Here is a 24,280-nt window from a genome sequence, read left to right as displayed (position 1 = left end):
TTCTTCAACCCGATAGGACACACATGGCACACACAATTCACGTTGACGTGGTTTCCGCTGAAGAACTGATTTTTTCAGGCGAAGCAGAATTCGTCGCGTTGCCGGGTGAACAGGGCGAGCTGGGTATCTACCCACGCCACACGCCTTTGATTACCCGCATCCGTCCGGGCGCGGTCCGCATCAAGGTAGTCGGCCAGGCTGAAGAAGAATTCGTCTTCGTTGCTGGCGGTCTGCTGGAAGTGCAACCGGACACCGTGACCGTCCTGGCCGATACCGCGATCCGCGGTCACGACCTGGATGAAGCGAAAGCGCTGGAAGCGAAGAAGTTGGCGGAAGAAAATATCCACAACAAGGATTCGGGCATCGACTACGCGCAAGCGCAAGCCGAGCTGGCCAGCGCGATTGCGCAGCTGGCAGCGATCCAGAAGCTGCGCAAGCATTAATTTGCTCGTACGCAGTAATACAAAAGGCAGCCTGCGGGCTGCCTTTTTTTATGCCTCGCCTCCCGCCTATTCGCAGGTGGGTTGCCAGTCGCCATCGCGCAACTGGACAGCCAAACTGGCATTGTCCTCATTGACCAACTTCAGCGTCGCCTGCTTGCCCGCCGCCGATTGGTCTTCGCCGGGTGGTGTTTTTACCGCATACTGAAACTGCAGCAGGCCACCACAGGCGGCAGCGCCATGAAAGCTCTTGCTGACGTTCGATTCATACACGGGGTTGGCCGCATCCGGTTCATATACTGACCGCATCAGCACATGGCCATTGTCGATCACGACGGAGGAAATGGGCTCCGGTTTGGTGGCTGCCAGCGACTTGACCAGGGCTGCAGAGAAGGAAAATGGATCGTTCTTGGAATTGCTTTCGTATAGCACGGTAATCAGGCTGCTCCATTTTTCCACCGCTTCGCCATTCGTCGTATATTCATACAAGGCCCGCTTGCTATTGCGATTTTGTGGCGCGGTAAACGCCAGCTTGTAGACCTTGCCAGCATAGTGAATCTCTTGCGGCACGATCAGCTTTTGCGCGAACAGTGCGCTGCTGGCGAACAGGCAAGCCGAAAACGTACTCAGAAGTAAAACGGTTTTTTTCTTGAACACAGTGCATCCTCATCCTATGGTTGGCGGGCCGCAGGCATTGCGTGCGGCGCATGTCTGCTGGTATTGCATTTAACTATACATTGCATATTTCTCAATTTCAACTTTGATACAGCCTGTAGTCGTCGATACCGGACGCCTGTTCACACAATCCCGTCCTTGCCGCGCTGCTTGAAGGCTTTGAGCCTTACCTTCCACTTGGCGCGCGCGGCAATGCGCTCGAGCGGCGTTTCTTCGCTACGGCGGGCGTCGCGCAGCAGCTTGTGATAATTGCGCAAGCGGTCCCCATCGACGGCGCCGCGTACGGCACAACCGGGTTCGCTGGCATGCTGGCAATCGCGGAATTGGCACGTGGACGCCAGTGCCGCAATGTCGTCAAACGTGGCCGCCAGGGTCTCCGCATCGGCGTCCGCGCGCCAGCTGCGCAAGCCCGGCGTGTCGATGATGCAGGCGCCGCCCGCGCACAGGTGTAGGGAACGCGCCGTCGTCGTATGCCGGCCGCGTCCATCGCCATGGCGCACGCCATTCGTCGCCTGCTCCACCGCGCACAGGGTGTTGGTCAGGCTGGACTTGCCGGCGCCCGATGAACCCAGCAGTACCAGGGTCTGGCCAGCGCCCAGCCAGGGTTCCAGGATGGCCACGTCATACGCATGGCGCGTATCGACGGCAAACAGCGGCACGTGCAGGGGCAGGCGCTGTTTCAGCTGCGCCAGCTTGCCGCCCACGTCGTCAGCCACGTCGGCCTTGCTCAGCACCACCACGGGGCTGACCTGGGCCGCCAGCACGATGGCCAGGTAGCGTTCCAGCCGGCGCGGGTTGAAGTCGCCATCCAGCCCCATCACCAGTAGGGCCGTATCGACATTGCTGGCGAGTACCTGGCGCCGGCCGTCATTGCCGCGCCGCGCGATCTGCGTGACTGGGGATAAGTGTGCCGTTATCCACAGCGCGCCGTGAAGATCGGGTTCGGCAGCGATCCAGTCGCCGACGGCAAGGATGCTGTCCTGCTCCAGCAAGGCGTGCAGCAGGCGCGGCAGGATCCGCGTCGGGTGTTCCAGGATGCCGTCGTGCACGAGGATGCTGTCGCGATGCACGGCGCTCACGCGCATCAGCTGCGCGGCGGGAGAAGATACGTCGAGTTGGGTGGCTGCGCCGGCGATGGCCTGCTGCAGCCCGATAAGGCGTAGTTGCGCAAAATCGAATGCGATCATGGTAGCGTGATTCCAAATTCTGTCGTCCGCGTGCGGACGTGAAGCCTGCGCGTGCAGGCACCGCCAGTCGGCATGACTGGCACGAAAGAAGGGGGACGTCGGCTACGCGATCACGCGTATGAAGAACAGCGGGCTAAGGGACTTAGCCGGGAAAGACAGTGATCAGGCAGCCGACAGCACGGCAGTATCCGAATGGCGCATGTTGTCTACTCCTGTTGTGTGGTGGAAAACGCCAGTGTGCCAGCGGCGCGCGCCGCCGTCAATGAACGGTGTGGCTCAGCTGCACATGCCGTAGGCACTGCGTTCAGGGAAATAGCGGTACGTAAACGTGCGCACCGGATAGCGCTTGCCGGCGACGAGCATGTCGGGCATCGATAAATCAAAGCGCTGCGGCAGCTGGCGCGGCAGTTGCAGGCGCAATCGCCACTGGGTTTCCTTGCTATTGCCGACGGCGGCAAACATGATGGGCAGCTTTTCGATGACGTCGACGATCTCGGCCTTCTGGTTCATGCCGCGCTGGTAGATGGTCAGCACTTTCGCCTCGGCGAACGGCTGCTTGTGCGGTTCTTCCAGCAGGAACGACAGGCGCGTAAAACTGGCTTGCGTACCGACTGGCAAGGTGAAGATCAGCGCCAGTTCCGTGCCGCCCTCCTTCAGGGTGACGGGTGGCGTGGCATACACGCTGATGCCGCGCGGCAGCGCGAAGCGCGAACCTTCCGTCCACGTCTTGCATTCGGGCGTGGTGGCCTGGTACAGGCTGGGTGCCGTGTAGTCATCGCAAGCGGTGACGAGCAGTAACAGTGGCAGCAGGGACAGGGCAGAACGGCGCATGGGATTCACGGTTGGGAGATGAGCCGACAGTGTAAGCGATCCCCACGCGATCCACCAGCGAGCTTAGCCCGGCGGGGCGCGGCGCACGGATTGCAGCTGGCAATGCGCCGCCTGCAGCGCATCCTTGATGATGTCGAGCGCCAGTTGCGGCCGCGCCGCGCCGCACATGAAGATATCCACGGCGGCAAAGCCGACTTCGGGCCAGGTGTGCAGCGAGATGTGCGACTCGGCCAGCAGCAGCACGCCCGTGACGCCCTGGCCCGGGCCAAAGCTGTGGAAATGGCCGTGCAGTACCTGCGCGCCGGCCGCGCTGGCCGCTGCGCGCAGCAGGCTTTCGAGCGCGGCGCAGTCGCGCAGGCGTTCCGGTACGATGCCCGACAGGTCGGCCAGCAGATGGGTGCCCAGGGGCAGATGCGGTGTGGACGCCATGCTTATTTGTGGCTGCCGCCACCGCCGCCGGAGCCGCCGCCATAACCGCCACCGTAGCTGCCGCCCCCGGTGCCCGTGCGCGAGCTCCAGCTGCTGCCGCCCGTGTTCGTATTGGTGTTGCGCATGCCGCTGCTGGTCAGCGTGAACATGCGTACCCAGTTGGTGGTCGTGACGGTGAAGGTCACCATCAGCGCGTAGATCACATATTTACTCATGGGGGTTCTTTGCATTATTGTCGAGGAAAACAGCCGGCAGGAACAGCGCCAGGCAGCCCAGCACGCTCCATAGCAGCGTGCTGGAAAACGAGACAAACATCGGGATCGCATTCAAGACCAGCACGATGGCGATAAAGATCCTGGCGGTCTGCTTGTGGCTGAGCTTGATGTTGCGGCCGGTGGCCACGCCATGGAAAGCGGCGCCGAACCAGGCGCTCATCTGGTCGAAGGCGACGGGCACGGAACGCGACCAGGTCATTTCCTCGGCGGTGATTTCCGCCGCCAGCTTGGTCTGGCCCTGTTCGAATTCATAGACATGCGTGTTGTCGCCGACTGCCACCTTCCAGTTGAAGGCGCCCGCCGCATACACGACCTGCGAGCCATAGTCGTACAGCTTGGTATAGACGGCACCATCGAGCGCGCATCGCTCCGCATCCAGGGACGGCCAGGTGGGCCAGTTCGGCAACACGTTGGAACGCGACCAGCCGTCGTCCGTCTCCACCAGCCAGAAAAAACCGGCGCGCGCGCTGAACAGCAGGTATTCGTTCCACTGACTACCCTCGTCGTCGGCGCGGCGCATCATGCCTATCACCGTGAAGTCGGCATTGTTGATCTTCGCGCTGGCGCCCAGTTCCAGTGTGATGTCGACGTTGTCGTGCACCTGCTTGCCGATGGCCAGCACCTGCGCTTCCTGGTCGCTGGCGTCGAGCTGCGCGTGGCAGGCGGGGCATACCAGCTGTGCTGCCGCGCCTGGGACATACTTGATGCCGCTGCCGCAGGAGGGGCAGTCGAGCGCTTCGAGCTTGCCACGGTACTTGCCGGCGCTCTTGGCAATGGCATCGTCGTCGCGCAGCAACTGGCACTGCAGGCTTTCCAACGTGACGGCGAAACCCAGATAGAGCACCGGTTGCGGGCCATCCGTGTAGTCCAGCGTGATGAAGCTGGAGTAGCTGCGCAAGTCCGCCACCTGGATGCGCCAGCCAGCGCCCACCTTGAATGGCAGTTCGCCCTGGCCGGCGATGCATTCGGCATTGCGGACCTCGGCCACAGTGTAAGGCACGCCGTCGATCTGGTATTGCCTGCCCGGCAGCAGCTCGGCAAAGGCAGGCAGGTTGGCCAGCATCTTTGGGTCAGCAATTTCGGCGGTCAGCGTATACAGCCCGGACGAGTCGCCCAGCCAGCCTGTGCTGGTGTCGTCGAACAGTACATACCACTCGTTCCACGTGCCGGCGCTGTAGCGCTGCTGGATGCGCCCGACGACGGTGAAGTGCAGGCCGTCATAGACGCCAGCCGTGCCGATCTGGATTGGTGAATAGTCTTCCAGGACGGCCGACATCTTGCCCACGTCCCTGACGGAATCGGCGTCCTTGAGGATGGTGCTTTGGCAGTACTCGCACACGGCGAGCACGGAAGCGTGCGAGCGGAAGCGGACTTCCGCGCCGCAGCTGGGACAGGAAACAGTTTGCATGCAGTCGCGCTTAGCCGATCAGTTTTTTCAGCAGTTCAGCCTTGGCGCCGTCGTAGTCGACCGGCGAAATGAGGCCCTTGTCGAGCAGACCCTTGAGCTTTTCCAGGCGTGCCTCGATCGGTTCCTCGCTTGGCGCCGGTGGCGCCACCGGAGCCGGTGCCTGCTGCTGTAGCGCACCGCCCATGCTTTGCGCCATCACCTGGCCAATCGACAGCCCGGCGCCCAGGCCCGCGCCGATGCCAGCCATGCCGCCTTCGTTCTGCGCCGCCAGCGGGATCGCGTTGGCCACCTGGAATTTGGTGTAGCCGCTCATCTTGTCGGCACCCAGGCCGCCCTTCATGCCAGCGGAGATGCGCTCGTCGAGCGCCGCCTGCAATTCCTCGGGCAGGCTGATGCTGGCCACGTTGAATTCATCGAGGCCCACGCCATAGCGGGAAAACGCCTGCGCCAGGCCATCCTTGACTTCCTGCGCCATCAGCGCCTGGTTGGCTGCCATGTCCAGGAAGGGCACGTTGGCGCCGCCCAGCGAGCTGGCCATGCTGGACATCAAAATGCCGCGCAATTGATCTTCCACCTCGTCGCGCGTATAGACCTCGCGCGTGCCGCTGATCTCGGTGAAGAAGGTGCGGGCGTCGGCGATGCGGTACGAATACATGCCGAAGGCGCGCACGCGGATCATGTCGAAATCCTTGTCGCGGATGGTGATCGGCTGCGGCGTGCCCCATTTGCGGCCCGTCTGCACGCGGGTGCTGAAGTAATACACATCCGACTTGAAGGGCGAGTCGAACAGCTTGTCCCAGTTTTTCAGGTTGGTCAGCAACGGTAATGTTTGCGTCGTCAGCTTGTGCGTACCGGGACCGAAGACGTCGGCGATCTTGCCTTCGTTGACGAAGACGGCGACCTGCGATTCGCGCACATTCAGGATGGCGCCATTCTGGATCTCGAAATCCTGCATGGGAAAGCGCCAGGCCAGCACGCCTTCCGTCTCTTCGTTCCACTGCAGTACGTCGATAAACTGCTTCTTGATAAAGCTGCCGAGGCTCATGATGGATATCCTTGAATAAGATAAAACGGTGTCAGGAAATGCAGGCGGCGTTGATGGCGCCGATCGACAGGGAAATGGCGCCCAGCAAGCCGCCGAAGGCGCTGTTGTTCGATTCGATCTGGTCCTTCGACATGCGCAGCAGGCGCGTGGTCACCACATAGGCGAGCAATTGCACCACCATGGCGCCGAAGGCCCAGGCGAAGAATTGCTGGTAGTCGGCCGTGTGCATCAGGGACGAGGCGATGGTAGCGGAAAAGCCCAGTATCGCGCCGCCCAGCGACAGCGCCGCCGCCTGGTTGCCCTGGCGAATCAGCAGCACTTCGTTATACGGCGTGACGCGCGTGTAGATGATAAAAAATACAATCAATAGCCCGGCGGCCAGTAAAAGATGGATCAGATAGTTTAGGATGGCGGGCACAGCTTTCCTCGCAATGAGTATTTGATAACGTCAACGCATATTAGAACAAAAAAAGTCCAATGAACAAAAAAATTCTGATCTTGTCCGTCTTCGTGGTCGCCTCCTGCGGCCTCGCGTATGAGCTGATCGCCGGCGCCATGTCCAGCTACCTGCTCGGCGACTCCATCCTGCAGTTTTCCACCATCATTGGCTGTTACCTGTTCGCCATGGGTGTAGGTGCTCACTTTTCAAAGTATGTGCGGGACGACGATGTGCTCTCGCGCTTCGTCGACATCGAGCTGGCCGTGGGCCTGATCGGCGGCTTGTCGGCCGCCATCCTGTTCATGACGTTTTCGTGGATGGCGGCGCCATTTCGCACCTTATTGTATGTGATGGTATTCCTGATCGGCGCACTGGTCGGCATGGAAGTGCCGCTGGTGATGCGCGCCCTCAATTCGCGCCAGACGGAATTTAGTGAACTTGTCAGCCGCGTACTGACCTTCGATTACCTGGGCGCGCTGGCAGTTTCCCTGTTGTTCCCGCTGGTGCTGTCGCCGTACCTGGGACTGGTGCGTACGGGCTTTTTGTTCGGCATGCTCAATGTGGGCGTGGGCCTGTGGACGATTTACGTGTTCCGCGCCGAGCTGAAGAACCTCACGGGGCGCTTCCTGCGCGCCTGCGTCGTGATGCTGCTGCTGATCGTCGGCTTTGCCATGTCGGACCGCATGGTGGCCTGGGGCGAACATGGCCTGTTCGGTGACCAGATCGTGTATTCCACCACCACGCCCTACCAGCGCCTGGTGATCACGCGCTGGAAGGACGATACGCGGCTGTACATCAATGGCAACCTGCAGTTTTCCTCGCGCGACGAGTACCGCTACCACGAAGCGCTGGTGCACCCCGTGCTGGAAGCCTTGCCATGGGCGCGCCGCGTGCTGGTGCTGGGCGGCGGCGATGGCCTGGCGCTGCGCGAAATCTTGCGCTATCCGAATATCGAACACGTCACCGTGGTCGACCTCGACCCCGCCATGACGGCCGCGTTTACCACGCGCCCGGAACTGGCAAAGCTGAATAACAATTCGTTCTCGGACAAGCGCGTCACCGTCGTTAATGCCGATGCCGCCGTCTGGCTGCGCAATAACGGCGACATGTTCGACGCGGCCATCGTCGACTTTCCCGATCCTTCCAGCTTCGCGCTTGGAAAACTGTATTCCGTGCCTTTCTACGACCTGGTAAAAAAACACCTGGCGGCCAAGGGCTTGATGGTGGTGCAATCGACGTCGCCGTTCTTTGCCCCGCACGCCTACTGGACCATCAATTCGACCCTGCGCGAAGTGGGCATGCGCACCTGGCCCTACCACGCTTACGTGCCCTCGTTCGGCGAATGGGGTTTTATTCTGGCCTCGCCCCAGCTCGACTACACACCGCCGACGACATACCGCCTGCCCATGCGCTACCTGAATGCGGACACCACGCGCGAGATGTTCATTTTCCCGCCCGACATGCAGCCGTTGCCGATGGCGCCGAATCGCCTCAACACCCAGTCGCTCGTGCATGAATTCGAGCAGGACTGGAACCGGGTGATCCGCTGATGCAGCGCCGCTCCTTCATGCTGTGGGCTGCCGGCGGCACTGCAGCGGCGACGGCCGGCATCGGCAGCATCGCCGCGTATCTGCGCTGGCAGGAAATCACGCCGAAGGTGTTGTATCCGGGCCGCAGCGAAGGACACTATCTTCGCGATCGCAAGGCATTGCCAGCACCTTCCCGAACGCTGACGACCGATGTTGCCATCCTTGGCTCCGGCATCGCCGGCCTGACGGCTGCCTGGCGCTTGAACAAGCTTGGGCACCGGGATTTCCTGATGGTCGACGGCCCCCAGCCCTACGGCAACGCGGCCGGCGGCCATTTCGGCGACCTGGCCTATCCGACCGGTGGCCATTACCTGCCGCTGCCTTCGCCCGAATCGACCCATGTGCGCGAGATCCTGTTCGACCTGGGGATCATTCAACGTGACCCGATGGCGGAAAAGCCGACTTACGACGAGCGCTATATTCTGCACGCGCCCGAGGAGCGCCTGCTGTTCAACGGCCATTGGCAGGACGGCTTCATTCCCACCGAAGGCGTGCCGCCTGCGGAACTGGCGCAGCACCAGCGCTTCTTCGCGCAGGTGGCGCAGCTGCGCCAGGCGCGCGGCAACGATGGCAAGCGCGTGTTTGTCTTTCCCACCGTGGAGTCGTCGCAAGACCCGGCCTGGCAGGCGCTCGACGCCATCACCTTGAAGCAGTGGATGGAGCGTGAAGGCTATACCTCGCCCACCCTGCACTGGTATTTGAATTACTGCTGCCGCGACGACTATGGCACGCGCTACGACCAGGTGTCGGCCTGGGCCGGCCTGCATTACTATTGCAGCCGCTGGGGGCAGGCGGCGAATGCGGGCAACGGCGCCTGGCTGACCTGGCCCGGTGGCATGCAACCGGTGGCCACGGCCATGGAGCGGGCCTCGGGCGTCAAACGTCATGCGGGCACGGTGGTTTCCGTGCAGACGACGGACCAGGGCGTGGAAGCGCTGTGCCTGGAACTGGTCGATGGCCAGCCACGCACCTACCTGGTCAAGGCGCGCAAGGCCATCTGCGCCATGCCCTTGTATGTGGCGGCGCGCGTGGTGCCGGACATTGCCAGCTACGGCTTTGACGCGAAGCTGCACACGCCCGCGTATGCGCCGTGGATGGTGGCGAATTTTTTACTGAAACGCTTTCCCGACGAACTGCCGCATGCACCCCTGTGCTGGGACAACGTGGTGTACCAGGAACCGGGCCTCGGTTATGTCGTCTCGACCCATCAGGATATCCGCGTGCGCCCGCCCGAGAAAACCGTCTTCAGCGCTTACGTGGCCTTGTCCGACCGCACGCCGCAGCAAGCGCGCAAATGGTTAGATGTGGCCACGCCCGAGCAATTGCTGGCGCTGGCCAGCGTCGACCTGAAAACGGCGTATGGACGCGATTTTGCCAGCTGCGTCGAGCGCGTCGACATCACCGTGCGCGGCCACGCCATGGCCGCACCCTTGCCGGGATTCCGCAGCAATGCGGGGCTGAAGGCCTTGCGTGAACATGACGGTGCGATCCTGTTCGCGCATGCCGATCTGTCGGGATTTTCCGTGTTCGAAGAGGCCGCGTGGTGGGGGGACCGCGCTGCGCGATTAGCCGCAGCATAAAAAAGGCCGACGCGAACGCCGGCCAGAGCCCCCTAAGGCTCGAACCGGTCTACTTGTTCTTGTTGATCACGTCGAAGAACACGGCCGCCAGCAGCACCAGGCCCTTGATCACCTGCTGGTAATCGATGCCGATGCCCATGATGGACATGCCGTTGTTCATCACGCCCATGATGAAGGCGCCGATGACGGCCCCCATCACCTTGCCCACGCCACCCGAGGCCGAGGCGCCGCCAATGAAGCAGGCGGCGATCACGTCCAGCTCGAAACCCGTGCCGGCCTTCGGCGTGGCCGTGTTCAGGCGCGCCGCGAAGATCAGGCCCGCCAGCGCGGCCAGCATGCCCATGTTGACGAAGGTGTAGAAGCTGACCCGTTCCGTCTTGATGCCGGACAGGCGCGCCGCCTTTTCGTTGCCGCCGACGGCATATACGCGGCGGCCCAGCACGGTGCGGTTGGTAATGAAGGTGTAGGCGACGATGAGCAGGGACATCACGGCCAGCACGTTGGGGAAACCGCGGTACGACGCCAGCAGGTAGCTGAAATACACCATCACGGCGGCGAAGATCGCGTTTTTCAGCAGGAAGAAGGCGCGCGGCTCGTTTTCCATGCCATGCCTGAGTTGCTTGGCGCGGCTGCGCAGCGAGGTGATGATCAGCGCCGCGGCGGCGATCACGCCCAGCAGCAGCGACAAGCCGCGTAGATTCTCTCCGCCGAACGGGTCGGGCAGGAAGCCCGAGCTGAGCATCTGGAAGCCTTCCGGGAAGGGGCCGACCGACTGACCAGCCAGCAGCGCCAGGGTCAGGCCCTTGAATACCAGCATGCCGGCCAGGGTGACGATGAAGGACGGGATTTTAAAGAAGGCGACAAAATACCCTTGCGCGCCGCCGATCACGGCGCCTGCCAGCAGGCAGAGGATGCTGGCGGCGACAAAATTCATGTGGTAGTTGACGATCAGGACGGCCGCCAGCGCACCGACGAAGCCGACCACCGAGCCAACGGACAAATCGATATGGCCGGCCACGATGACCATCAGCATGCCTAGCGCCATGATGACGATGTAGCTGTTTTGCAGCACCAGGTTGGTCAGGTTCAGCGGCTGCATCAGGGTGCCGTCGGTCATGTACTGGAAAAAGCCCATGATGACGATCAGGGAGAGCAGCATGCCGTAGTCGCGCATATTGTTTTTCAAGAAGCCGGCATAGCTCTTGGCGGCCGGCGCAGTGCCGGTGGTGGCGCCTGCCGCCGCTCCCGCTGTCAGTTTATTGTTCATTGTTTTCTCCGTGTGTAACGATTGCGCGCATGATTCGCTCCTGCGATGCTTCTGCTGCGCTCAGTTCTGCCGCAAAGCTGCCTTCGTTCATGACATAGATCCGGTCGCACATGCCCAGCAATTCCGGCATTTCCGAGGAAATCATGATGATGCATTTGCCTTCGGCGGCCAGCTCGCTGATGATGCTGTAGATCTCGTATTTGGCGCCCACGTCGATGCCGCGGCTCGGTTCATCGAGGATCAGGATGTCGGGGCGCGAAAAAAGCCACTTCGCCAGCACCACTTTCTGCTGGTTGCCGCCGGACAGGTTGACCACCTTTTGCAGGATGCTCGAGCAGCGGATTTTGAGCTTGCGGCGGAACTCGTCGGCCACGCCGAACTCGCGCGCCTCGTCGATGACCGTGCGGGTCGATACCGCGTCCAGGTTGGCCAGGCTGGTGTTTTTCTTGATGTCCTCTTCCAGGATCAGGCCCAGGCCCTTGCGGTCTTCGGTGACATATGCCAGGCCATGGGCGATCGCCTTGCCGATGGTGCTGACGTCGATTTCCTGGCCATTCTTGAGCACCGTACCGCTGATGCGCTGGCCGTAGGCGCGCCCGAAAATGCTCATTGCCAGTTCCGTGCGCCCGGAACCCATCAAGCCGGCGATGCCGATGATTTCGCCCTTTTTTGCATGCATGCTGATGCCCTTGATGACGGGGCGGTCGGCATGCTCGGGATGGAAGACGCGCCAGTCGCGCACTTCGAAAATGGTCTCGCCGATGGTGGGCGTGCGCGGCGGATAGCGGTCGGCCATCTCGCGCCCGACCATTTTTTCGATGATGCGGTCTTCGCTGACGGGTTCGACGCGGCAGTCGAAACTGTCGACCGTATTCCCGTCGCGCAGCACCGTGATGGCATCGGCGACCCGTGAAATTTCATTGAGCTTGTGCGAAATCAGGATCGATGCGATGCCCTGGCGTTTCAGCTCCAGCAGCAAATCGAGCAGGGCCGCGCTGTCACTTTCGTTCAGGCTGGCAGTCGGTTCGTCGAGGATCAGGAGCTTGACGTCCTTGCACAACGCCTTGGCGATTTCGATCAGCTGCTGCTTGCCCACGCCCAGATTGGTGATCAGGGTGTCCGGGGACTCTTTCAGGCCGACCTTGTGCAACAGTTCGCGTGTCTTCGTTTGCGCGTATTCCCAGTCGATGACGCCCATGCGGGCCGGTTCGTTGCCGAGAAAGATATTCTCGGCGATCGACAGCAGCGGTACCAGCGCCAGTTCCTGGTGGATGATGATGATACCGATTTCTTCGCTGTCCTTGATGCCGCGGAAATGCCGCGTCTGGCCCAGGTAATCGATGTCGCCCGTATAGCTGCCATGGCCGTAGACGCCGCTCAGCACTTTCATCAGGGTCGATTTGCCGGCGCCGTTTTCGCCGACGATGGCGTGGATCTCGCCGCTGCGTACCCGCAGATTGACATTGTCGAGCGCAACGACGCCCGGGAATGTTTTGCGTATCCCGCGCATTTCCAGGATAGTGTTCGTCATATTACCTCTCTGGCACGGCCGCGCGCTTTTCGGCATCGGTCGTGCGGCAGTCTTGTTCTGGATATTGCATGAAGCGAAAGGCCCGGTAGCGCCGGGCCTTCAGTACCGTCGATGCTTATTGCACTTGCGCTTCCGTGTAGTAGCCGCTGCCGGTGACGAGCACCTGCTTCCAGTTCGCCTTGTCGACGGTGACGGGTTTGAGCAGGTACGATGGAACCACCTTGACGCCGTTGTTATAGGTCTTGGTATCGTTGACGGTCGGCGTCTTGCCGCCCATCATCGCATCGACCATATTCGCCGTCACCTTGGCCAGTTCGCGCGTGTCCTTGAACACGGTCGACGCCTGTTCGCCGCGGATGATCGATTTCACCGACGGGATTTCCGCATCCTGGCCCGTCACGACGGGGAACGGCTGTTTCGGCGTGCCGTAGCCGACACCCTTGAGCGAGGACAGGATGCCGATGCTCAAGCCGTCGTACGGCGACAGCACCGCATCGACACGCGCATTGCCATAGTAGGCGCTGAGCAGGTTGTCCATGCGCGCCTGCGCCACGGCGCCATCCCAGCGCAAGGTGGCGACCTTTTCCATGCCCATCTGCTTCGAGCGCACCACCAGCTTGCCGCTGTCGATGTACGGTTTCAGGACCGACAGCGCGCCGTTGTAGAAGAAGTGCGCGTTGTTGTCGTCAGCCGAACCGCCGAACAGTTCGATATTGAACGGCCCCTTGCCTTCCTTGAGTTTCAGCGCCGATTCGATATAGCCCGCTTGCAGTACGCCGACCTGGAAGTTGTCGAAGGTGGCGTAGTAATCGATATTTTTCGTGCCGCGGATCAGACGGTCATACGAGATGACCTTGATGCCCTTGTCGGCCGCCTTTTGCAGCACGTTTGACAAGGTGGTGCCATCGATGGCGGCGATCACCAGCACCTTGGCGCCCTTGGTGATCATGTTTTCCACCTGCGCCAGCTGGTTCGGGATATCGTCGTCGGCAAACTGCAAGTCCGTCTTGTAGCCGCGCTCCTTGAATACCTTGACCATGTTGTCGCCGTCGGCGATCCAGCGCATGGATGACTTGGTCGGCATCGAAATGCCGATCGCGCCCTTGTCGGCGGCGCTTGCCACGGGCATTACTGCCATGCCGGAGATGGCCAGTGCCAGGCTCGCGGTCAGCATTTTCATTGTTGTTTTCATTTCAGATCTCCACCGTCTTCGATAGTTGAATGTGCCAGGGCCGTCGTCCCAGTGGGGCGGGCTCCGTGCGGATGGCCGATTGCAGGCCACGGCTGATACTAGTTTGTCCATCCATCCCTCACCAATCACTTTTTTCGCATTGGCGATATCCAAAATGATATCGATGAGCTAATTGATGCAATGCGCCATACGCCCCGTCCTTCCCGCTGGCAGGACGGAAACGGGGGCCGGGCGTCGGCTATTTTTGGTGCGCCGCAATACCAATAATCATCATTCAATTTGGTGATTTTCGTCATTGCGGCGACACAGGTCGGCGCGCAGAATCGATCCGGACTTGAAGACCAGCCATCCCGTCACGCTCTTTTGAAAGCCGCCATGCTGCCGATTTCTCCCGCTTCCCTGTTGCCGACCCCGCTTCCGGCCGGGTCTTGCGCTTTTCCAGTAGCCAGGAACGCTGCCATCTGTCTTCCGATGCGCGCTGTTTTTCCCTGCTGGCGCAGGGCGTCCAATTGCAGCCGGGACAGGTGAAGCAGTTCAAGCTCGCCTACCGATTGGGCGTGCAGGATATTGACGCGTTTGACATATCAGAACCGGTATCAATGATGTCAAATAAGTGATTGGTCAGATATGCGGGGCAGTTCTACCATGGGGTGGTTTTTCGCTCATTTATTTTTGCCTTTAACGACGCTGCGAACCTGCCCATGAACATACTCACCATCGATGCCGGCACCACCAATACGCGTACCTTGCTGTGGCGCGCAGGCGTTGTCGTCGCCCAGGCGCAGCTGGAAACGGGCGTGCGCAATACCGCCATCGATGGCCATAACGGCGCGCTGAAACAGGCGCTGCGCGACACCATCGCCAGCGTGCTGGCCAGCGCGGGGATCGCGTCGTCCGAGGTGGATCTGGCGCTGGCCTCGGGCATGATCACCTCGCCCATGGGGGTGCAGGAAGTACCGCATTTGCCGGCGCCCGCCGGCCTGGCCCAGCTGGCGCAAGGCATGCAGGCGGTGGACTTGCCCGACGTGCTGGCGCAGCCCCTGTGGCTGATCCCTGGCGTGCGCAACCAGCATGGCGCCGTCGGCCTGCATAACGTCGAAGCGATGGACATGATGCGCGGTGAAGAGACGGAAGTCGTCGCGCTGCTCGAGCGCCTGCAATTGCGTGGCGCGGCGACCTTGATCATGCCCGGTTCGCACACCAAACTGATCAGCGTGGACGAGCAGCGCCGCATCCTCGGCTGCAGCACCACCATCGCGGGCGAGCTGCTGCAGGCGATCACCCAGCACACCCTGATCAAGCAATCGGTCGATGGCGGTTTTGCGCAGACCCTGGTGCCGAAAATGCTGCTGGCCGGTGCGGCCGCAGCGCAAAAGACAGGGCTGGCGCGCGCCTGCTTCAGCGTGCGCACCCTGGGCCAGTTCAGCGCCGTCGAATGCAATGAGCGGGCCAATTTCCTGATGGGCGCCGTCCTCAGCGGCGACTTGCTGGCGCTGCGCAACAGCACCGCCATCCAGATGCGGCCCGATACGCCGCTCGTCATTACCGGCAAGCCCATGCTGCGCCAGGCGCTCGGGCTGCTGATCGAAGAACACGGTTTTTTTTATGGCAAGCGCATCATTGTCGACGACCAGCACCAAGCAAACCTGGCCGGTCACGGTGCGCTGCTGATCGCCGCCGCGCGCGGCTTGATTTCCCGGCAGGAGACGGTATGAGTGACAACAAGAACAAGCGTCCCTTGCGTTCGCAAGCGTGGTTTGGCGGCGACGACAAGGACAGTTTCATCCACCGCAGCTGGATGAAGAACCAGGGTTATCCCGGCGACGCCTTCGATGGCCGGCCCGTCATCGGCATCTGCAATACCTGGTCCGAGCTGACGCCTTGCAATGGCCATTTCCGCGACCTGGCCGAGATGGTCAAGCGCGGCGTGCTCGAAGCGGGCGGTTTCCCCGTCGAATTTCCCGTGATGTCGCTGGGCGAGACGAATCTGCGTCCGACGGCCATGCTGTTCCGTAACCTGGCCAGCATGGATGTCGAGGAATCGATCCGCGCCAACCCGATCGATGGCGTGGTGCTGCTGACGGGCTGCGACAAGACCACCCCGGCGCTGCTGATGGGCGCGGCCAGCGTGGACTTGCCCACCATCGTGCTGTCGGGCGGCCCCATGCTGAACGGGAACTATCGCGGCAAACCGATCGGTTCGGGCACGGATGTGTGGAAGTTTTCCGAAGACGTACGGGCCGGGCGCATGACGTCCGCCGAATTCAAGCAGGCCGAATCGTGCATGTCGCGCTCCGCCGGCCACTGCATGACCATGGGCACGGCCTCCACCATGGCCAGCATGGTCGAGGCGCTGGGCGTGACCCTGCCCGGCAACGCGGCCATTCCCGCCGTCGATGCGCGCCGCAAGCTGCAGGCGCAGCTGACGGGCCGGCGCATCGTCGACATGGTGCACGAAGACCTGAAACTGTCGCAAATCCTCACGCGCGAGGCGTTTGAAAACGCCATCATGGTCAACGGTGCCATCGGCGGTTCGACGAATGCCGTGATCCACCTGCTGGCCATTGCAGGGCGCATCGGCGTGGACATGCGCCTGGGCGACTGGGACCGCCTGGGCCGCGACATTCCTTGTTTGCTGAATCTGATGCCGTCGGGCCAGTACCTGATGGAAGATTTTTACTATGCGGGCGGACTGCCCGTGATCATCCGCGACCTGCTGGGAAAATTGCATGGCGAGGCGCTGACTGTCACGGGCGCCAGCATGGCCGTCAACGTGGCCGAAGCGGAAAATTTCAATCCCGAGGTGATCACGCCGCTGGCGCAGCCATTCAAGGACGAGGGCGGCATCGCCGTCCTGCATGGCAACCTGGCCCCGCGCGGCGCCGTCATCAAGCCGTCCGCCGCCTCGCCGGAACTGATGCAGCACCGTGGCCGCGCCGTCGTCTTCAACAGCATCGAGCATTATAAAAAGCGCGTCGACGATCCCGCGCTCGATATCGACGCCAGCTGCGTGATGGTGCTGCAAAATTGCGGCCCGCAGGGCTATCCGGGCATGGCCGAAGTGGGCAATATGGGACTGCCGAAAAGACTGCTGGAGCAGGGCGTGCGCGACATGGTGCGCATCTCGGATGCGCGCATGAGCGGCACGGCTTATGGCACGGTGGTGCTGCACGTGGCGCCCGAAGCGGCTGTCGGCGGGCCGCTGGCACTGGTGCGCGATGGCGACATGATTGAACTCGACGTGGCGGGCCGGCGTTTGCACCTGGACGTCGACGAGGCCGAGCTGGCGCGCCGGCGCGAAGAGTGGCGCGCACCCCAGCCGGCCATGAAGGGCGGCTATCAGTCCATGTACATCAAGCACGTGACGCAGGCCGACGAAGGCGCGGACCTGGATTTTCTCGTCGGCTGCCGCGGCTCGGCGGTTCCGCGCGAATCACACTGAAAAACAAGGAAAAATGATGGGGACACGGGCCCAATTACTGGTCGATGCGCAGAATTTCCTGGGCGAGGGCGTGCGCTGGTGCGAACGCAGCGGCCGCGTTTTCTGGACGAATATCGAAGGCTGCCAGCTGCATGCGCTGGAGCTGGGCACGGGGGAGCGCCAGAACTGGGCCATGCCCGAGCGCCTGGCGTGCTTTGCGCTGACGCACAGCGACGACGTGCTGCTGCTGGGGCTGGCCTCCGGACTGGCCTGGTTTGACGCGCGCAGCGGGGCCGTGACGCGCCTGCACACGGTGGAGGCGGACTTGCCCATGACGCGCCTGAACGATGGCCGCTGCGACCGTCAGGGACGCTTTGTCTTCGGCACGCTCGATGAGCGCCCATGCCGCGATGCGATCGCCAGTTTTTATCGCCTCAACCTGGACCTGAGCCTGGAGCGTCTGCCGCTGCCGCCGATCGCCATCTCGAACAGCATCTGCTTCAGCATCGATGGCACGGCCATGTACTTCTGCGATTCGATGAAAAAGGCGATCTACTGCTGGGATGATTACCTGGGGGGCGACGCCAGCCGGGTGCGCGTGTTTGCCGTGCTCGATCCGGGGCCGGGCGCCGCCGACGGCGCCACCATCGATGCGCACGACCACCTGTGGAGCGCGCAGTGGGGTGCGGGCACGGTTTTGCGCTTCGCGCCGGACGGCAGCGTCGAGCGCGCGATCACCTTGCCCGTCTCGCAGCCCAGTTGCGTGAGCCTGGGTGGGCCGCACTACGACGAATTGTTCGTCACCACCGCTCAGGAGAGTTTGACGCCGGCGCAGCTGGCGAGCGAACCGCTGGCCGGGGGATTGTTTCATGCGCGCCAGCCTGGCTTGCGCGGCTTGCCGGAAGCGCGCTTTGGCGCCCTGCCGTCCTGACAGGAGAGAGCATATGCAAAAACACACGGTTTTCGAGGGCATTATCGAACGGGGCATGGTCGGCATCGTGCGCGCCCCTTCGGCGCAGGCTGCCGTGCAGATCGCCGAGGCGTGCATCGCTGGCGGCATCACGGCGCTTGAAGTGGCGTTCACCACGCCCGATACCCTGGGCGTGCTGCGCACCCTGCGCGAACGCCATAGCGACGAAGTTTTGCTGGGCGCGGGTACGGTGCTCGATACGGAGACGGCGCGCGCCGCCATCCTGGCCGGCGCCCAGTTCATCATCTCGCCCGGCGTGAACGTGGACACCATCGCGCTGTGCCAGCGCTACCAGGTGCTGGCCATGCCGGGCGCGATGACGCCGACGGAAATCGTCATGGCCCTGCAGGCGGGCGCCGACATCGTCAAGGTCTTCCCCGCTGAGATGTTCGGCCCCGCCTACATCAAGGCCCTGCGCGCTCCCTTGCCGCAGGCGCCGTTGATGCCGACGGGCGGCGTCACGGTGGAGAACCTGCATGCATGGTTCGCCAGCGGTGCCGTGGCCGTCGGCATCGGCAGCAGCCTGAGTGGACCGGGAGCCACGGGCGACTATGCGGCCGTGACGGCGCGTGCGCAAGCTTTCGTGGCGAAGATGGCGGCCGTGCGGACTTCTAAGTCTTCTGGCTAGCTCCCGGCGGGACGGGAATCTGCTACGCTAGGCGGGCAATGTCGCACGCCTCATAGACCCGAATATGCCCAACATCGCCCGCATCCTGCAAGACAGCCGCATCATCGCCATCGTCGGCATGTCCGACAAGCCCGAACGCGCCAGCCACGAAGTGGCCGACTATCTGCTGCAGCATGGCTATCGCGTGCTGCCCGTGAATCCGGCCCTCGCCGGGCGCGACGTGCTGGGACAGCGCGCTTACGCCACCCTGACGCAGGCTGCGGCTTTTGTCGCGCCGGCGCGCATCGATATCGTCGACTGCTTCCGCAAGTCCGAGGATATCTTGCCCATCGCCGAGGAAGCCATCGCCGTCAAGGCCGGCTGCCTGTGGCTGCAGCTCGATATCGTCAACGAGGCGGCGGCGCAGCTGGCGCGGGCGGCTGGACTGGAGGTGGTGATGGACCACTGCACGAAAATTGAGCACCGCAAGCTGGCGGTGGCGGCATGAAGGCGCGCACGCAATTCCGCGCCGGCCACGGCTTTGAGCTGAACGAGGAATTCGCCGGCAAGCGCCTGCTGGGCGCCGCCACCAAGGCGGCGAACAAGAAGCTGACGGCGGCCCAGTGCAAGGCCCTGGACCGCGAGGAAACCGTGGCGCTGACGGCGCAGATCGCCGAGTGCCAGAGCATGCTGTATGCGCAGCACAAGAAAAAGGTGCTGCTGGTCCTGCAGGGCATGGACACCTCGGGCAAGGATGGTACCGTCAAGGCCATCTTCAGCAATATCAACCCGATGGGCATCCGCGCCGTGGCGTTCAAGGGCCCTACCGATATCGAACTGGCGCACGATTACCTGTGGCGCGTGCACCAGCACGTGCCCGTGAAGGGCGAGATCGCCATCTTCAACCGCAGCCATTACGAAGACGTGCTGATCACGCGTGTGCAGGACATGATCGACAAGGCCGAATGCCAGCGCCGTTACGCGCAGATCCGCGATTTCGAGCGCATGCTGAGCGAAACGGGCACCGTCATCCTGAAAGTCTTCCTGCATATCTCGAAGGATGAGCAACGCGGACGGCTGCAGGAGCGGCTCGACGATCCCGACCGCCAGTGGAAGTTTGATCCCAACGATATCGCCCAGCGCAAGAAGTGGGATGGCTACCAGCGCGCCTATGAAGCGGCGATCCGCGAGACCGATGCCGATCACGCGCCGTGGTACGTGGTGCCGTCCAATTCCAAGACCCAGCGCAACCTGGCGGTCGCTTCCCTGCTGCTGGAAACCCTGCAGGGCATGAAGCTGGAATACCCGGCACCGGACCCGAAACTGTCGTCTTTCAAGGTCGAGTAGAGCTTGGGGCAGTTCAGCGCTGCGCCTGCGGAATCGGCCGCGCTGTGGCATAGTATCCCTCGTCGATAATTCAAACCAGACCGGAGATCCATATGCTGCAGTTGAAAGATCCTACCTTGTTGCGTTACCAGGCTTACGTGAACGGAGCCTGGGCTGATGCCGATGGTGGCCAGACGATTAATGTGAGCAATCCTGCCACCGGCGAGCATATCGGCACGGTGCCCCTGATGGGCGCAGCCGAGACGCGCCGCGCCATCGAGGCGGCCAATGCAGCCTGGCCTGCCTGGCGCAAGAAGACGGCCAAGGAACGCGCGGCCGTGCTGCGCCGCTGGCATGACCTGATCCTGGAAAACGCCGACGACCTGGCGCTGATCATGACCACCGAGCAGGGCAAGCCCTTGCCGGAAGCGAAGGGTGAAGTGCAGTTCGGCGCATCGTTCATCGAGTGGTTTGCCGAAGAAGGCAAGCGCATCGCGGGTGATACCCTGCAATCGCCATGGCCGGACCGCCGCCTGGTCATCACCAAGGAGCCGATCGGCGTGTGCGCCGCCATCACGCCGTGGAATTTTCCCGCCGCCATGATCACCCGCAAAGTCGGTCCGGCCCTGGCCGCCGGCTGCCCGATGGTCTTGAAACCGGCCGAAGCAACGCCGTTTTCCGCGCTGGCGCTGGCTGTGCTGGCCGAGCGCGCGGGCGTGCCTGCGGGCGTGTTCAGCATCGTCACTGGCGCGCCGAAAGACATCGGCGGCGAAATGACGTCGAACCCCATCGTGCGCAAGCTGACGTTTACGGGTTCGACTCAGGTGGGCCGTTTGCTGGCCGAGCAATGCGCGCCAACGATCAAGAAGCTCTCGCTGGAACTGGGCGGCAACGCGCCGTTCATCGTCTTTGACGACGCCGACCTGGACGCGGCAGTGGAAGGCGCCATCGCCTCGAAATACCGCAACGCAGGCCAGACTTGCGTCTGCGCCAATCGCCTGTACGTGCAGGACAGCGTGTATGACGCGTTTGCCGACAAGCTGGTGGCCGCCGTGGCCAAGCTGAAGGTTGGCAATGGCATCGAGGCGGGCGTGACGCAAGGCCCGCTGATCGATGGCAAGGCCGTCGCCAAGGTGGAGGAGCACGTGGCCGATGCATTGGCCAAGGGCGGCCGGCTGCTGGCCGGCGGCAAGCGCCATGCGCTGGGCAATGGCTTCTTCGAGCCGACCATCATCGCCGATGTGACGAACGACATGCGCGTGGCCACGGAAGAAACTTTCGGCCCGCTGGCGCCGCTGTTCCGTTTCAAGACGGACGATGAAGTCATCGCCCTGGCCAACAACACGGAATTCGGCCTGGCCGCCTACTTCTATTCGCGCGACATCGGCCGCATCTGGCGCGTGGCCGAAGGTCTGGAAACGGGTATGGTTGGCGTCAACACGGGCCTGATCTCGAACGAGATCGCGCCCTTCGGCGGCGTCAAGCAATCGGGCCTGGGCCGTGAAGGGTCGACCTACGGTATCGAGGACTACCTCGTCATCAAATACATCTGCATGGGCGGCATCTAGGATGCTTGATTAAATCTACTGCGCGGCGCGCTTTCCGGCCTGCGATGCTCGCTGCCTCGGCGGCCCCGTACCAAGTACAGCTGCGCTTCTTAGCCAGATGGGGGCGCCGAGCCTCGTTGCCGCTCGCTACGATTTTCTCAAGCATCCGTGACGTCTGTTATCGACGGCTGTTGCGAGCCGATCCTAACCTGTTCAGCATGGCCTTGACCGCCTCCATCTGCGTGCCGCTCTTGCGGTAAAAATCCGGGTCGATCGGATTGATGCTGGTGTAGCCCCAGAAATCCCAGCAGCCTTTCGGGTTGTACGGGTAGACGGGGCTCGGTTCGGCTTGCGGATACAGCACGATGATCTTGTTGGCATCCGCCACCTGGTTGTAGCCGGTGCTGGTGTAGAAGCGGTTGCCGATGGCTTGCGTCGTTTGCAGGCAGCCGTGGAAGACCACATGCACGCGGCAGCGCTCGCTGTCGCAGGCATTCGGGATGTAGGCGTAGCCCGTATTGTTCATGCTGGAGTACGCGCTCTGGATGAAGCTGCGCTGGTTGAAGGCGATCAGCTTGCCCGTCAGGGTGCTCGACGAGGGCTGCAGGTCCGGGTACAGGTGCTGCAGGATGTCGCGCGCCTGCACGAAGTCGCAGTCATTGATGAACGGCGAGTCCGTCACGGCGCAGGGCTTGTCCTGATTGTTGTCTGTGATGATGGCATGGCCCGCGCCGACCGTATCGACGAAGCGGATCTGCGCCGCCGGCGTACCCGCCAGTTGATAGAATTTTTCCACTTGCTCCACTACCGGCCGCGTCACGGTCTGGTCTTTCGTTCCGCTGAAAAGATAGATGCGCTGGCGTTTCAGGTTGGCCGTGTCGTCGATGAGACGGGCGCGCGCAAAATCGTTCGCCGCGCGCAGCAATTCGCTGGCCACGGGCGGCGCCACTTGCGCGCTGCCGGGATTCATGCAGGTGGTCAGGGCATTCGTCAAATAGGGAATGTAGGGGAAGCGGCCCGGCTGGCCTGAGCAGAAATATGGGCCGCCCGCGATGATGCCGGCGCCGGCCACCGTGGCTGAATAGGCGACGGCAAATTGCGCCGCCATGAAGCCGCCCGAGGACAGGCCCGATACGGTGGTCTGGCTCAGGTCCGCCTGGTAGGCAGGCAGGGCGGGGGCGTCTTTGCTCGCGGCGGGCTTGATGGCTTTGACGGCTTTGGCGGCGTGCGCGCCCTCTGGCGCCAGGATCAGCAGGCTGGCGGCCAGCAGGGCGGTGGGTAATGCGGTCAGGCGCGGGAAGGGCATGGCTACTCCACAGGGCAAGGGCAGGAAGGCCGAGCATAGGGAAAAAAACTGTGTGTTGGGCAAGTACTGCACGGTCATTGATGCCGGTCAAGCAATCGCCGTTGTTGTGGCCCTCATACGCGTGCGTGGCGTTTGGCATAGAATGGTTTCTTTCCTTTTCAACCATGGTGCCCTTCATGTCCAAGACCCTTGCCCAGCTGTTTGCGCTGACCACCCTTGCCGCCGGCGCCAGCCTGGCCATGCCGGCCCATGCCGCAGAAACCACTACAGCCGCCGCGCCAGCCGCCTGTCCCGCCATCCTCAAACAGACCTTCAACCGCTTGCAGGATGAAGCGCCGCAAAATCTGTGCCAGTACGCGGGCAAGGTCGTGCTGGTGGTGAATACGGCCAGTTATTGCGGTTTTACCAATCAATACGAAGGGCTGGAAGCGCTGTACGCCAAGTACGGCAGCAAGGGCCTGGTGGTGCTGGGCTTCCCGTCGAACGATTTCGGCAAGCAGGAGCCAGGCAATAGCAAGGAAATCGCCGATTTTTGCTACAACACCTATGGCGTGAAGTTCCCCATGTTTTCGAAGTCCGTCGTTTCCGGTCCCACGCCGAATCCGCTCTACGTGGACCTGATCAAGCAGACGGGCAAGACGCCGGCCTGGAATTTCCACAAGTATCTGATCGACCGCCACGGTAAAGTGGTGGAAAGCTTCCCCAGCAAGGTGACGCCGGACGACAAAAAACTCGTTGGCGCGGTGGAAAAAGCGCTGGCGATGTAAGTTGCCGATACACAAGCAGGCTTGAATGCCTGCTTTTTTTAAGGCTCTGTCCCCGATAAGTAGGGGAATTCCGAGAATTTTCCTGGGGCCCTGCTGTCTGACGGTACATAGCAGACAAACGGGAGTCTTCCATGCAGTCAGCCCAGTGGAAAACCTTCATCGCCCAGTTCACCGCACTGAGCCAGCGTCAACGCCTGGCGAGCATCGCCCTGCTGCGCGGAGCAGCGCCGCAGGACGCTGCCGTGGCACTCGTCGAAAGCGTGGCCCGGCAGCGCTTGCACTGTCCTGCCTGCAACAGCAGCCATGCTCACCGGCATGGCCACGCGCACGAACTGCAGCGCTATCGCTGCGTGGCCTGCGGACGCACCTTCAATGCGCTCACCGGCACGCCGCTGGCGCACTTGCGCCACAAGACCTTATGGCTCAACTATGCCGACTGCTTGCTGGC

24 protein-coding genes are annotated in these 24,280 nt (G+C 62.3%); 12 read left to right on the top strand and 12 right to left on the bottom strand.

Annotation, left to right across the window (positions count from 1 at the left end; all coding sequences use genetic code 11):
- Positions 1–23 precede the first annotated feature (23 nt).
- Positions 24–443: a F0F1 ATP synthase subunit epsilon gene (locus ACQ4WN_RS12240; protein WP_065307860.1), complete on the top strand. Its 420-nt coding sequence runs from the start codon at positions 24–26 to the stop codon at positions 441–443.
- 66 nt (positions 444–509) lie between these two features.
- On the opposite strand, the gene ACQ4WN_RS12235 is transcribed toward ACQ4WN_RS12240, so the two are convergent.
- From ACQ4WN_RS12235 to ACQ4WN_RS12200, 8 genes are all read right to left on the bottom strand, one after another.
- The gene (locus ACQ4WN_RS12235) at positions 510–1,097 is read right to left on the bottom strand and encodes an HI_0983 family protein (protein WP_436551788.1); all 588 of its coding nucleotides are present in this window, start codon (positions 1,095–1,097) and stop codon (positions 510–512) included.
- A gap of 140 nt (positions 1,098–1,237) precedes the next feature.
- Positions 1,238–2,302 carry a ribosome small subunit-dependent GTPase A gene (rsgA, locus tag ACQ4WN_RS12230; RefSeq protein WP_436551787.1) on the bottom strand — a complete coding sequence of 355 codons (1,065 nt, stop codon included), beginning with the start codon at positions 2,300–2,302 and terminating at the stop codon, positions 1,238–1,240.
- 276 nt (positions 2,303–2,578) lie between these two features.
- Complete coding sequence (locus ACQ4WN_RS12225) at positions 2,579–3,133, bottom strand: hypothetical protein (protein WP_436551786.1); 555 nt, start codon at positions 3,131–3,133, stop codon at positions 2,579–2,581.
- Positions 3,134–3,196: 63 nt separating this feature from the next.
- The gene (gene speD, locus ACQ4WN_RS12220) at positions 3,197–3,562 is read right to left on the bottom strand and encodes an adenosylmethionine decarboxylase (RefSeq protein WP_436551785.1); all 366 of its coding nucleotides are present in this window, start codon (positions 3,560–3,562) and stop codon (positions 3,197–3,199) included.
- Positions 3,563–3,564: 2 nt separating this feature from the next.
- Positions 3,565–3,777, bottom strand: coding sequence for a hypothetical protein (locus tag ACQ4WN_RS12215; RefSeq protein ID WP_436551784.1), 213 nt, complete (start codon positions 3,775–3,777; stop codon positions 3,565–3,567).
- Positions 3,770–5,245, bottom strand: a complete 1,476-nt coding sequence (locus ACQ4WN_RS12210) for a DUF4178 domain-containing protein (RefSeq protein WP_436551783.1) — start codon at positions 5,243–5,245, stop codon at positions 3,770–3,772. Before ACQ4WN_RS12210 ends, ACQ4WN_RS12215 begins: the two co-directional genes overlap by 8 nt.
- A gap of 10 nt (positions 5,246–5,255) precedes the next feature.
- Positions 5,256–6,290 (bottom strand): SPFH domain-containing protein, encoded by a 1,035-nt coding sequence (locus tag ACQ4WN_RS12205; RefSeq protein ID WP_436551782.1) that lies wholly within the window; start codon positions 6,288–6,290, stop codon positions 5,256–5,258.
- 31 nt (positions 6,291–6,321) lie between these two features.
- Complete coding sequence (locus ACQ4WN_RS12200) at positions 6,322–6,708, bottom strand: DUF350 domain-containing protein (protein WP_436551781.1); 387 nt, start codon at positions 6,706–6,708, stop codon at positions 6,322–6,324.
- A 59-nt stretch (positions 6,709–6,767) separates the two neighbouring features.
- Here ACQ4WN_RS12200 and ACQ4WN_RS12195 point away from each other — a divergent pair, with 59 nt between their 5' ends.
- Both ACQ4WN_RS12195 and ACQ4WN_RS12190 read left to right on the top strand, forming a co-directional pair.
- Complete coding sequence (locus tag ACQ4WN_RS12195; RefSeq protein ID WP_436551780.1) at positions 6,768–8,279, top strand: polyamine aminopropyltransferase; 1,512 nt, start codon at positions 6,768–6,770, stop codon at positions 8,277–8,279.
- Positions 8,279–9,898: an NAD(P)-binding protein gene (locus tag ACQ4WN_RS12190; RefSeq protein WP_436551779.1), complete on the top strand. Its 1,620-nt coding sequence runs from the start codon at positions 8,279–8,281 to the stop codon at positions 9,896–9,898. The genes ACQ4WN_RS12195 and ACQ4WN_RS12190 overlap by 1 nt, the downstream gene beginning before the upstream one ends.
- Before the next feature lie 49 nt (positions 9,899–9,947).
- Here the strand turns inward: ACQ4WN_RS12190 and mmsB are convergent, their stop codons facing one another.
- From mmsB to chvE, 3 genes are all read right to left on the bottom strand, one after another.
- Positions 9,948–11,165 carry a multiple monosaccharide ABC transporter permease gene (mmsB, locus tag ACQ4WN_RS12185; protein WP_436551778.1) on the bottom strand — a complete coding sequence of 406 codons (1,218 nt, stop codon included), beginning with the start codon at positions 11,163–11,165 and terminating at the stop codon, positions 9,948–9,950.
- Positions 11,155–12,696, bottom strand: a complete 1,542-nt coding sequence (gene mmsA / locus ACQ4WN_RS12180; RefSeq protein ID WP_436551777.1) for a multiple monosaccharide ABC transporter ATP-binding protein — start codon at positions 12,694–12,696, stop codon at positions 11,155–11,157. The genes mmsB and mmsA overlap by 11 nt, the downstream gene beginning before the upstream one ends.
- A 115-nt stretch (positions 12,697–12,811) precedes the next feature.
- Complete coding sequence (chvE, locus tag ACQ4WN_RS12175) at positions 12,812–13,834, bottom strand: multiple monosaccharide ABC transporter substrate-binding protein (protein ID WP_436551900.1); 1,023 nt, start codon at positions 13,832–13,834, stop codon at positions 12,812–12,814.
- A 755-nt stretch (positions 13,835–14,589) separates the two neighbouring features.
- On the opposite strand from chvE, the gene ACQ4WN_RS12170 reads away from it, so the two are divergent.
- From ACQ4WN_RS12170 to gabD, 7 genes are all read left to right on the top strand, one after another.
- The gene (locus ACQ4WN_RS12170) at positions 14,590–15,603 is read left to right on the top strand and encodes a 2-dehydro-3-deoxygalactonokinase (RefSeq protein WP_436551776.1); all 1,014 of its coding nucleotides are present in this window, start codon (positions 14,590–14,592) and stop codon (positions 15,601–15,603) included.
- A complete protein-coding gene (gene araD / locus ACQ4WN_RS12165) occupies positions 15,600–17,330 on the top strand; it encodes an L-arabinonate dehydratase (RefSeq protein ID WP_436551775.1) in 1,731 nt (576 codons plus the stop codon). Before ACQ4WN_RS12170 ends, araD begins: the two co-directional genes overlap by 4 nt.
- A gap of 16 nt (positions 17,331–17,346) precedes the next feature.
- Positions 17,347–18,240 carry an SMP-30/gluconolactonase/LRE family protein gene (locus tag ACQ4WN_RS12160; RefSeq protein ID WP_436551774.1) on the top strand — a complete coding sequence of 298 codons (894 nt, stop codon included), beginning with the start codon at positions 17,347–17,349 and terminating at the stop codon, positions 18,238–18,240.
- Between the two features lie 13 nt (positions 18,241–18,253).
- Positions 18,254–18,907, top strand: coding sequence for a bifunctional 2-keto-4-hydroxyglutarate aldolase/2-keto-3-deoxy-6-phosphogluconate aldolase (locus ACQ4WN_RS12155; protein ID WP_436551773.1), 654 nt, complete (start codon positions 18,254–18,256; stop codon positions 18,905–18,907).
- A gap of 64 nt (positions 18,908–18,971) precedes the next feature.
- Entirely contained in the window at positions 18,972–19,394 is a 423-nt protein-coding gene (locus tag ACQ4WN_RS12150) for a CoA-binding protein (RefSeq protein WP_436551772.1), read from the top strand.
- Positions 19,391–20,233 carry a PPK2 family polyphosphate kinase gene (locus ACQ4WN_RS12145; RefSeq protein ID WP_436551771.1) on the top strand — a complete coding sequence of 281 codons (843 nt, stop codon included), beginning with the start codon at positions 19,391–19,393 and terminating at the stop codon, positions 20,231–20,233. Before ACQ4WN_RS12150 ends, ACQ4WN_RS12145 begins: the two co-directional genes overlap by 4 nt.
- Positions 20,234–20,325: 92 nt before the next feature.
- The gene (gene gabD, locus ACQ4WN_RS12140) at positions 20,326–21,780 is read left to right on the top strand and encodes an NADP-dependent succinate-semialdehyde dehydrogenase (protein ID WP_436551770.1); all 1,455 of its coding nucleotides are present in this window, start codon (positions 20,326–20,328) and stop codon (positions 21,778–21,780) included.
- 157 nt (positions 21,781–21,937) lie between these two features.
- On the opposite strand, the gene ACQ4WN_RS12135 is transcribed toward gabD, so the two are convergent.
- Positions 21,938–23,065, bottom strand: coding sequence for an extracellular catalytic domain type 2 short-chain-length polyhydroxyalkanoate depolymerase (locus ACQ4WN_RS12135; RefSeq protein WP_436551769.1), 1,128 nt, complete (start codon positions 23,063–23,065; stop codon positions 21,938–21,940).
- Positions 23,066–23,241: 176 nt separating this feature from the next.
- On the opposite strand from ACQ4WN_RS12135, the gene ACQ4WN_RS12130 reads away from it, so the two are divergent.
- Both ACQ4WN_RS12130 and ACQ4WN_RS12125 read left to right on the top strand, forming a co-directional pair.
- Positions 23,242–23,832 carry a glutathione peroxidase gene (locus ACQ4WN_RS12130; protein ID WP_436551768.1) on the top strand — a complete coding sequence of 197 codons (591 nt, stop codon included), beginning with the start codon at positions 23,242–23,244 and terminating at the stop codon, positions 23,830–23,832.
- A gap of 131 nt (positions 23,833–23,963) precedes the next feature.
- A partial coding sequence (locus tag ACQ4WN_RS12125; RefSeq protein ID WP_436551767.1) for an IS1/IS1595 family N-terminal zinc-binding domain-containing protein occupies positions 23,964–24,280 on the top strand: 317 nt, incomplete at its 3' end.

The sequence above is a fragment of the Janthinobacterium pasteuri genome (assembly GCF_051380775.1).
Classification (GTDB): Bacteria; Pseudomonadota; Gammaproteobacteria; order Burkholderiales; family Burkholderiaceae_D; genus Janthinobacterium.
Note: the sequence above shows the minus strand (reverse complement) of the source record. Positions and strands in the feature narration are given on the sequence as shown.

Bases quoted from the DNA above. Each gene is read 5' to 3' on its own strand.
- ACQ4WN_RS12240 (WP_065307860.1), top strand. From the start codon at position 24: ATGGCACACACAATTCACGTTGACGTGGTTTCCGCTGAAGAACTGATT.
- rsgA (WP_436551787.1), bottom strand. From the start codon at position 2,302: ATGATCGCATTCGATTTTGCGCAACTACGCCTTATCGGGCTGCAGCAG.
- speD (WP_436551785.1), bottom strand. From the start codon at position 3,562: ATGGCGTCCACACCGCATCTGCCCCTGGGCACCCATCTGCTGGCCGAC.
- ACQ4WN_RS12215 (WP_436551784.1), bottom strand. From the start codon at position 3,777: ATGAGTAAATATGTGATCTACGCGCTGATGGTGACCTTCACCGTCACG.
- ACQ4WN_RS12190 (WP_436551779.1), top strand. From the start codon at position 8,279: ATGCAGCGCCGCTCCTTCATGCTGTGGGCTGCCGGCGGCACTGCAGCG.
- araD (WP_436551775.1), top strand. From the start codon at position 15,600: ATGAGTGACAACAAGAACAAGCGTCCCTTGCGTTCGCAAGCGTGGTTT.
- ACQ4WN_RS12195 (WP_436551780.1), top strand. From the start codon at position 6,768: ATGAACAAAAAAATTCTGATCTTGTCCGTCTTCGTGGTCGCCTCCTGC.
- ACQ4WN_RS12210 (WP_436551783.1), bottom strand. From the start codon at position 5,245: ATGCAAACTGTTTCCTGTCCCAGCTGCGGCGCGGAAGTCCGCTTCCGC.
- ACQ4WN_RS12170 (WP_436551776.1), top strand. From the start codon at position 14,590: ATGAACATACTCACCATCGATGCCGGCACCACCAATACGCGTACCTTG.
- chvE (WP_436551900.1), bottom strand. From the start codon at position 13,834: ATGGCAGTAATGCCCGTGGCAAGCGCCGCCGACAAGGGCGCGATCGGC.
- ACQ4WN_RS12225 (WP_436551786.1), bottom strand. From the start codon at position 3,133: ATGCGCCGTTCTGCCCTGTCCCTGCTGCCACTGTTACTGCTCGTCACC.
- gabD (WP_436551770.1), top strand. From the start codon at position 20,326: ATGCTGCAGTTGAAAGATCCTACCTTGTTGCGTTACCAGGCTTACGTG.
- ACQ4WN_RS12155 (WP_436551773.1), top strand. From the start codon at position 18,254: ATGCAAAAACACACGGTTTTCGAGGGCATTATCGAACGGGGCATGGTC.
- mmsA (WP_436551777.1), bottom strand. From the start codon at position 12,696: ATGACGAACACTATCCTGGAAATGCGCGGGATACGCAAAACATTCCCG.
- ACQ4WN_RS12130 (WP_436551768.1), top strand. From the start codon at position 23,242: ATGTCCAAGACCCTTGCCCAGCTGTTTGCGCTGACCACCCTTGCCGCC.
- ACQ4WN_RS12150 (WP_436551772.1), top strand. From the start codon at position 18,972: ATGCCCAACATCGCCCGCATCCTGCAAGACAGCCGCATCATCGCCATC.
- ACQ4WN_RS12205 (WP_436551782.1), bottom strand. From the start codon at position 6,290: ATGAGCCTCGGCAGCTTTATCAAGAAGCAGTTTATCGACGTACTGCAG.
- ACQ4WN_RS12160 (WP_436551774.1), top strand. From the start codon at position 17,347: ATGGGGACACGGGCCCAATTACTGGTCGATGCGCAGAATTTCCTGGGC.
- ACQ4WN_RS12135 (WP_436551769.1), bottom strand. From the start codon at position 23,065: ATGCCCTTCCCGCGCCTGACCGCATTACCCACCGCCCTGCTGGCCGCC.
- ACQ4WN_RS12145 (WP_436551771.1), top strand. From the start codon at position 19,391: ATGAAGGCGCGCACGCAATTCCGCGCCGGCCACGGCTTTGAGCTGAAC.
- mmsB (WP_436551778.1), bottom strand. From the start codon at position 11,165: ATGAACAATAAACTGACAGCGGGAGCGGCGGCAGGCGCCACCACCGGC.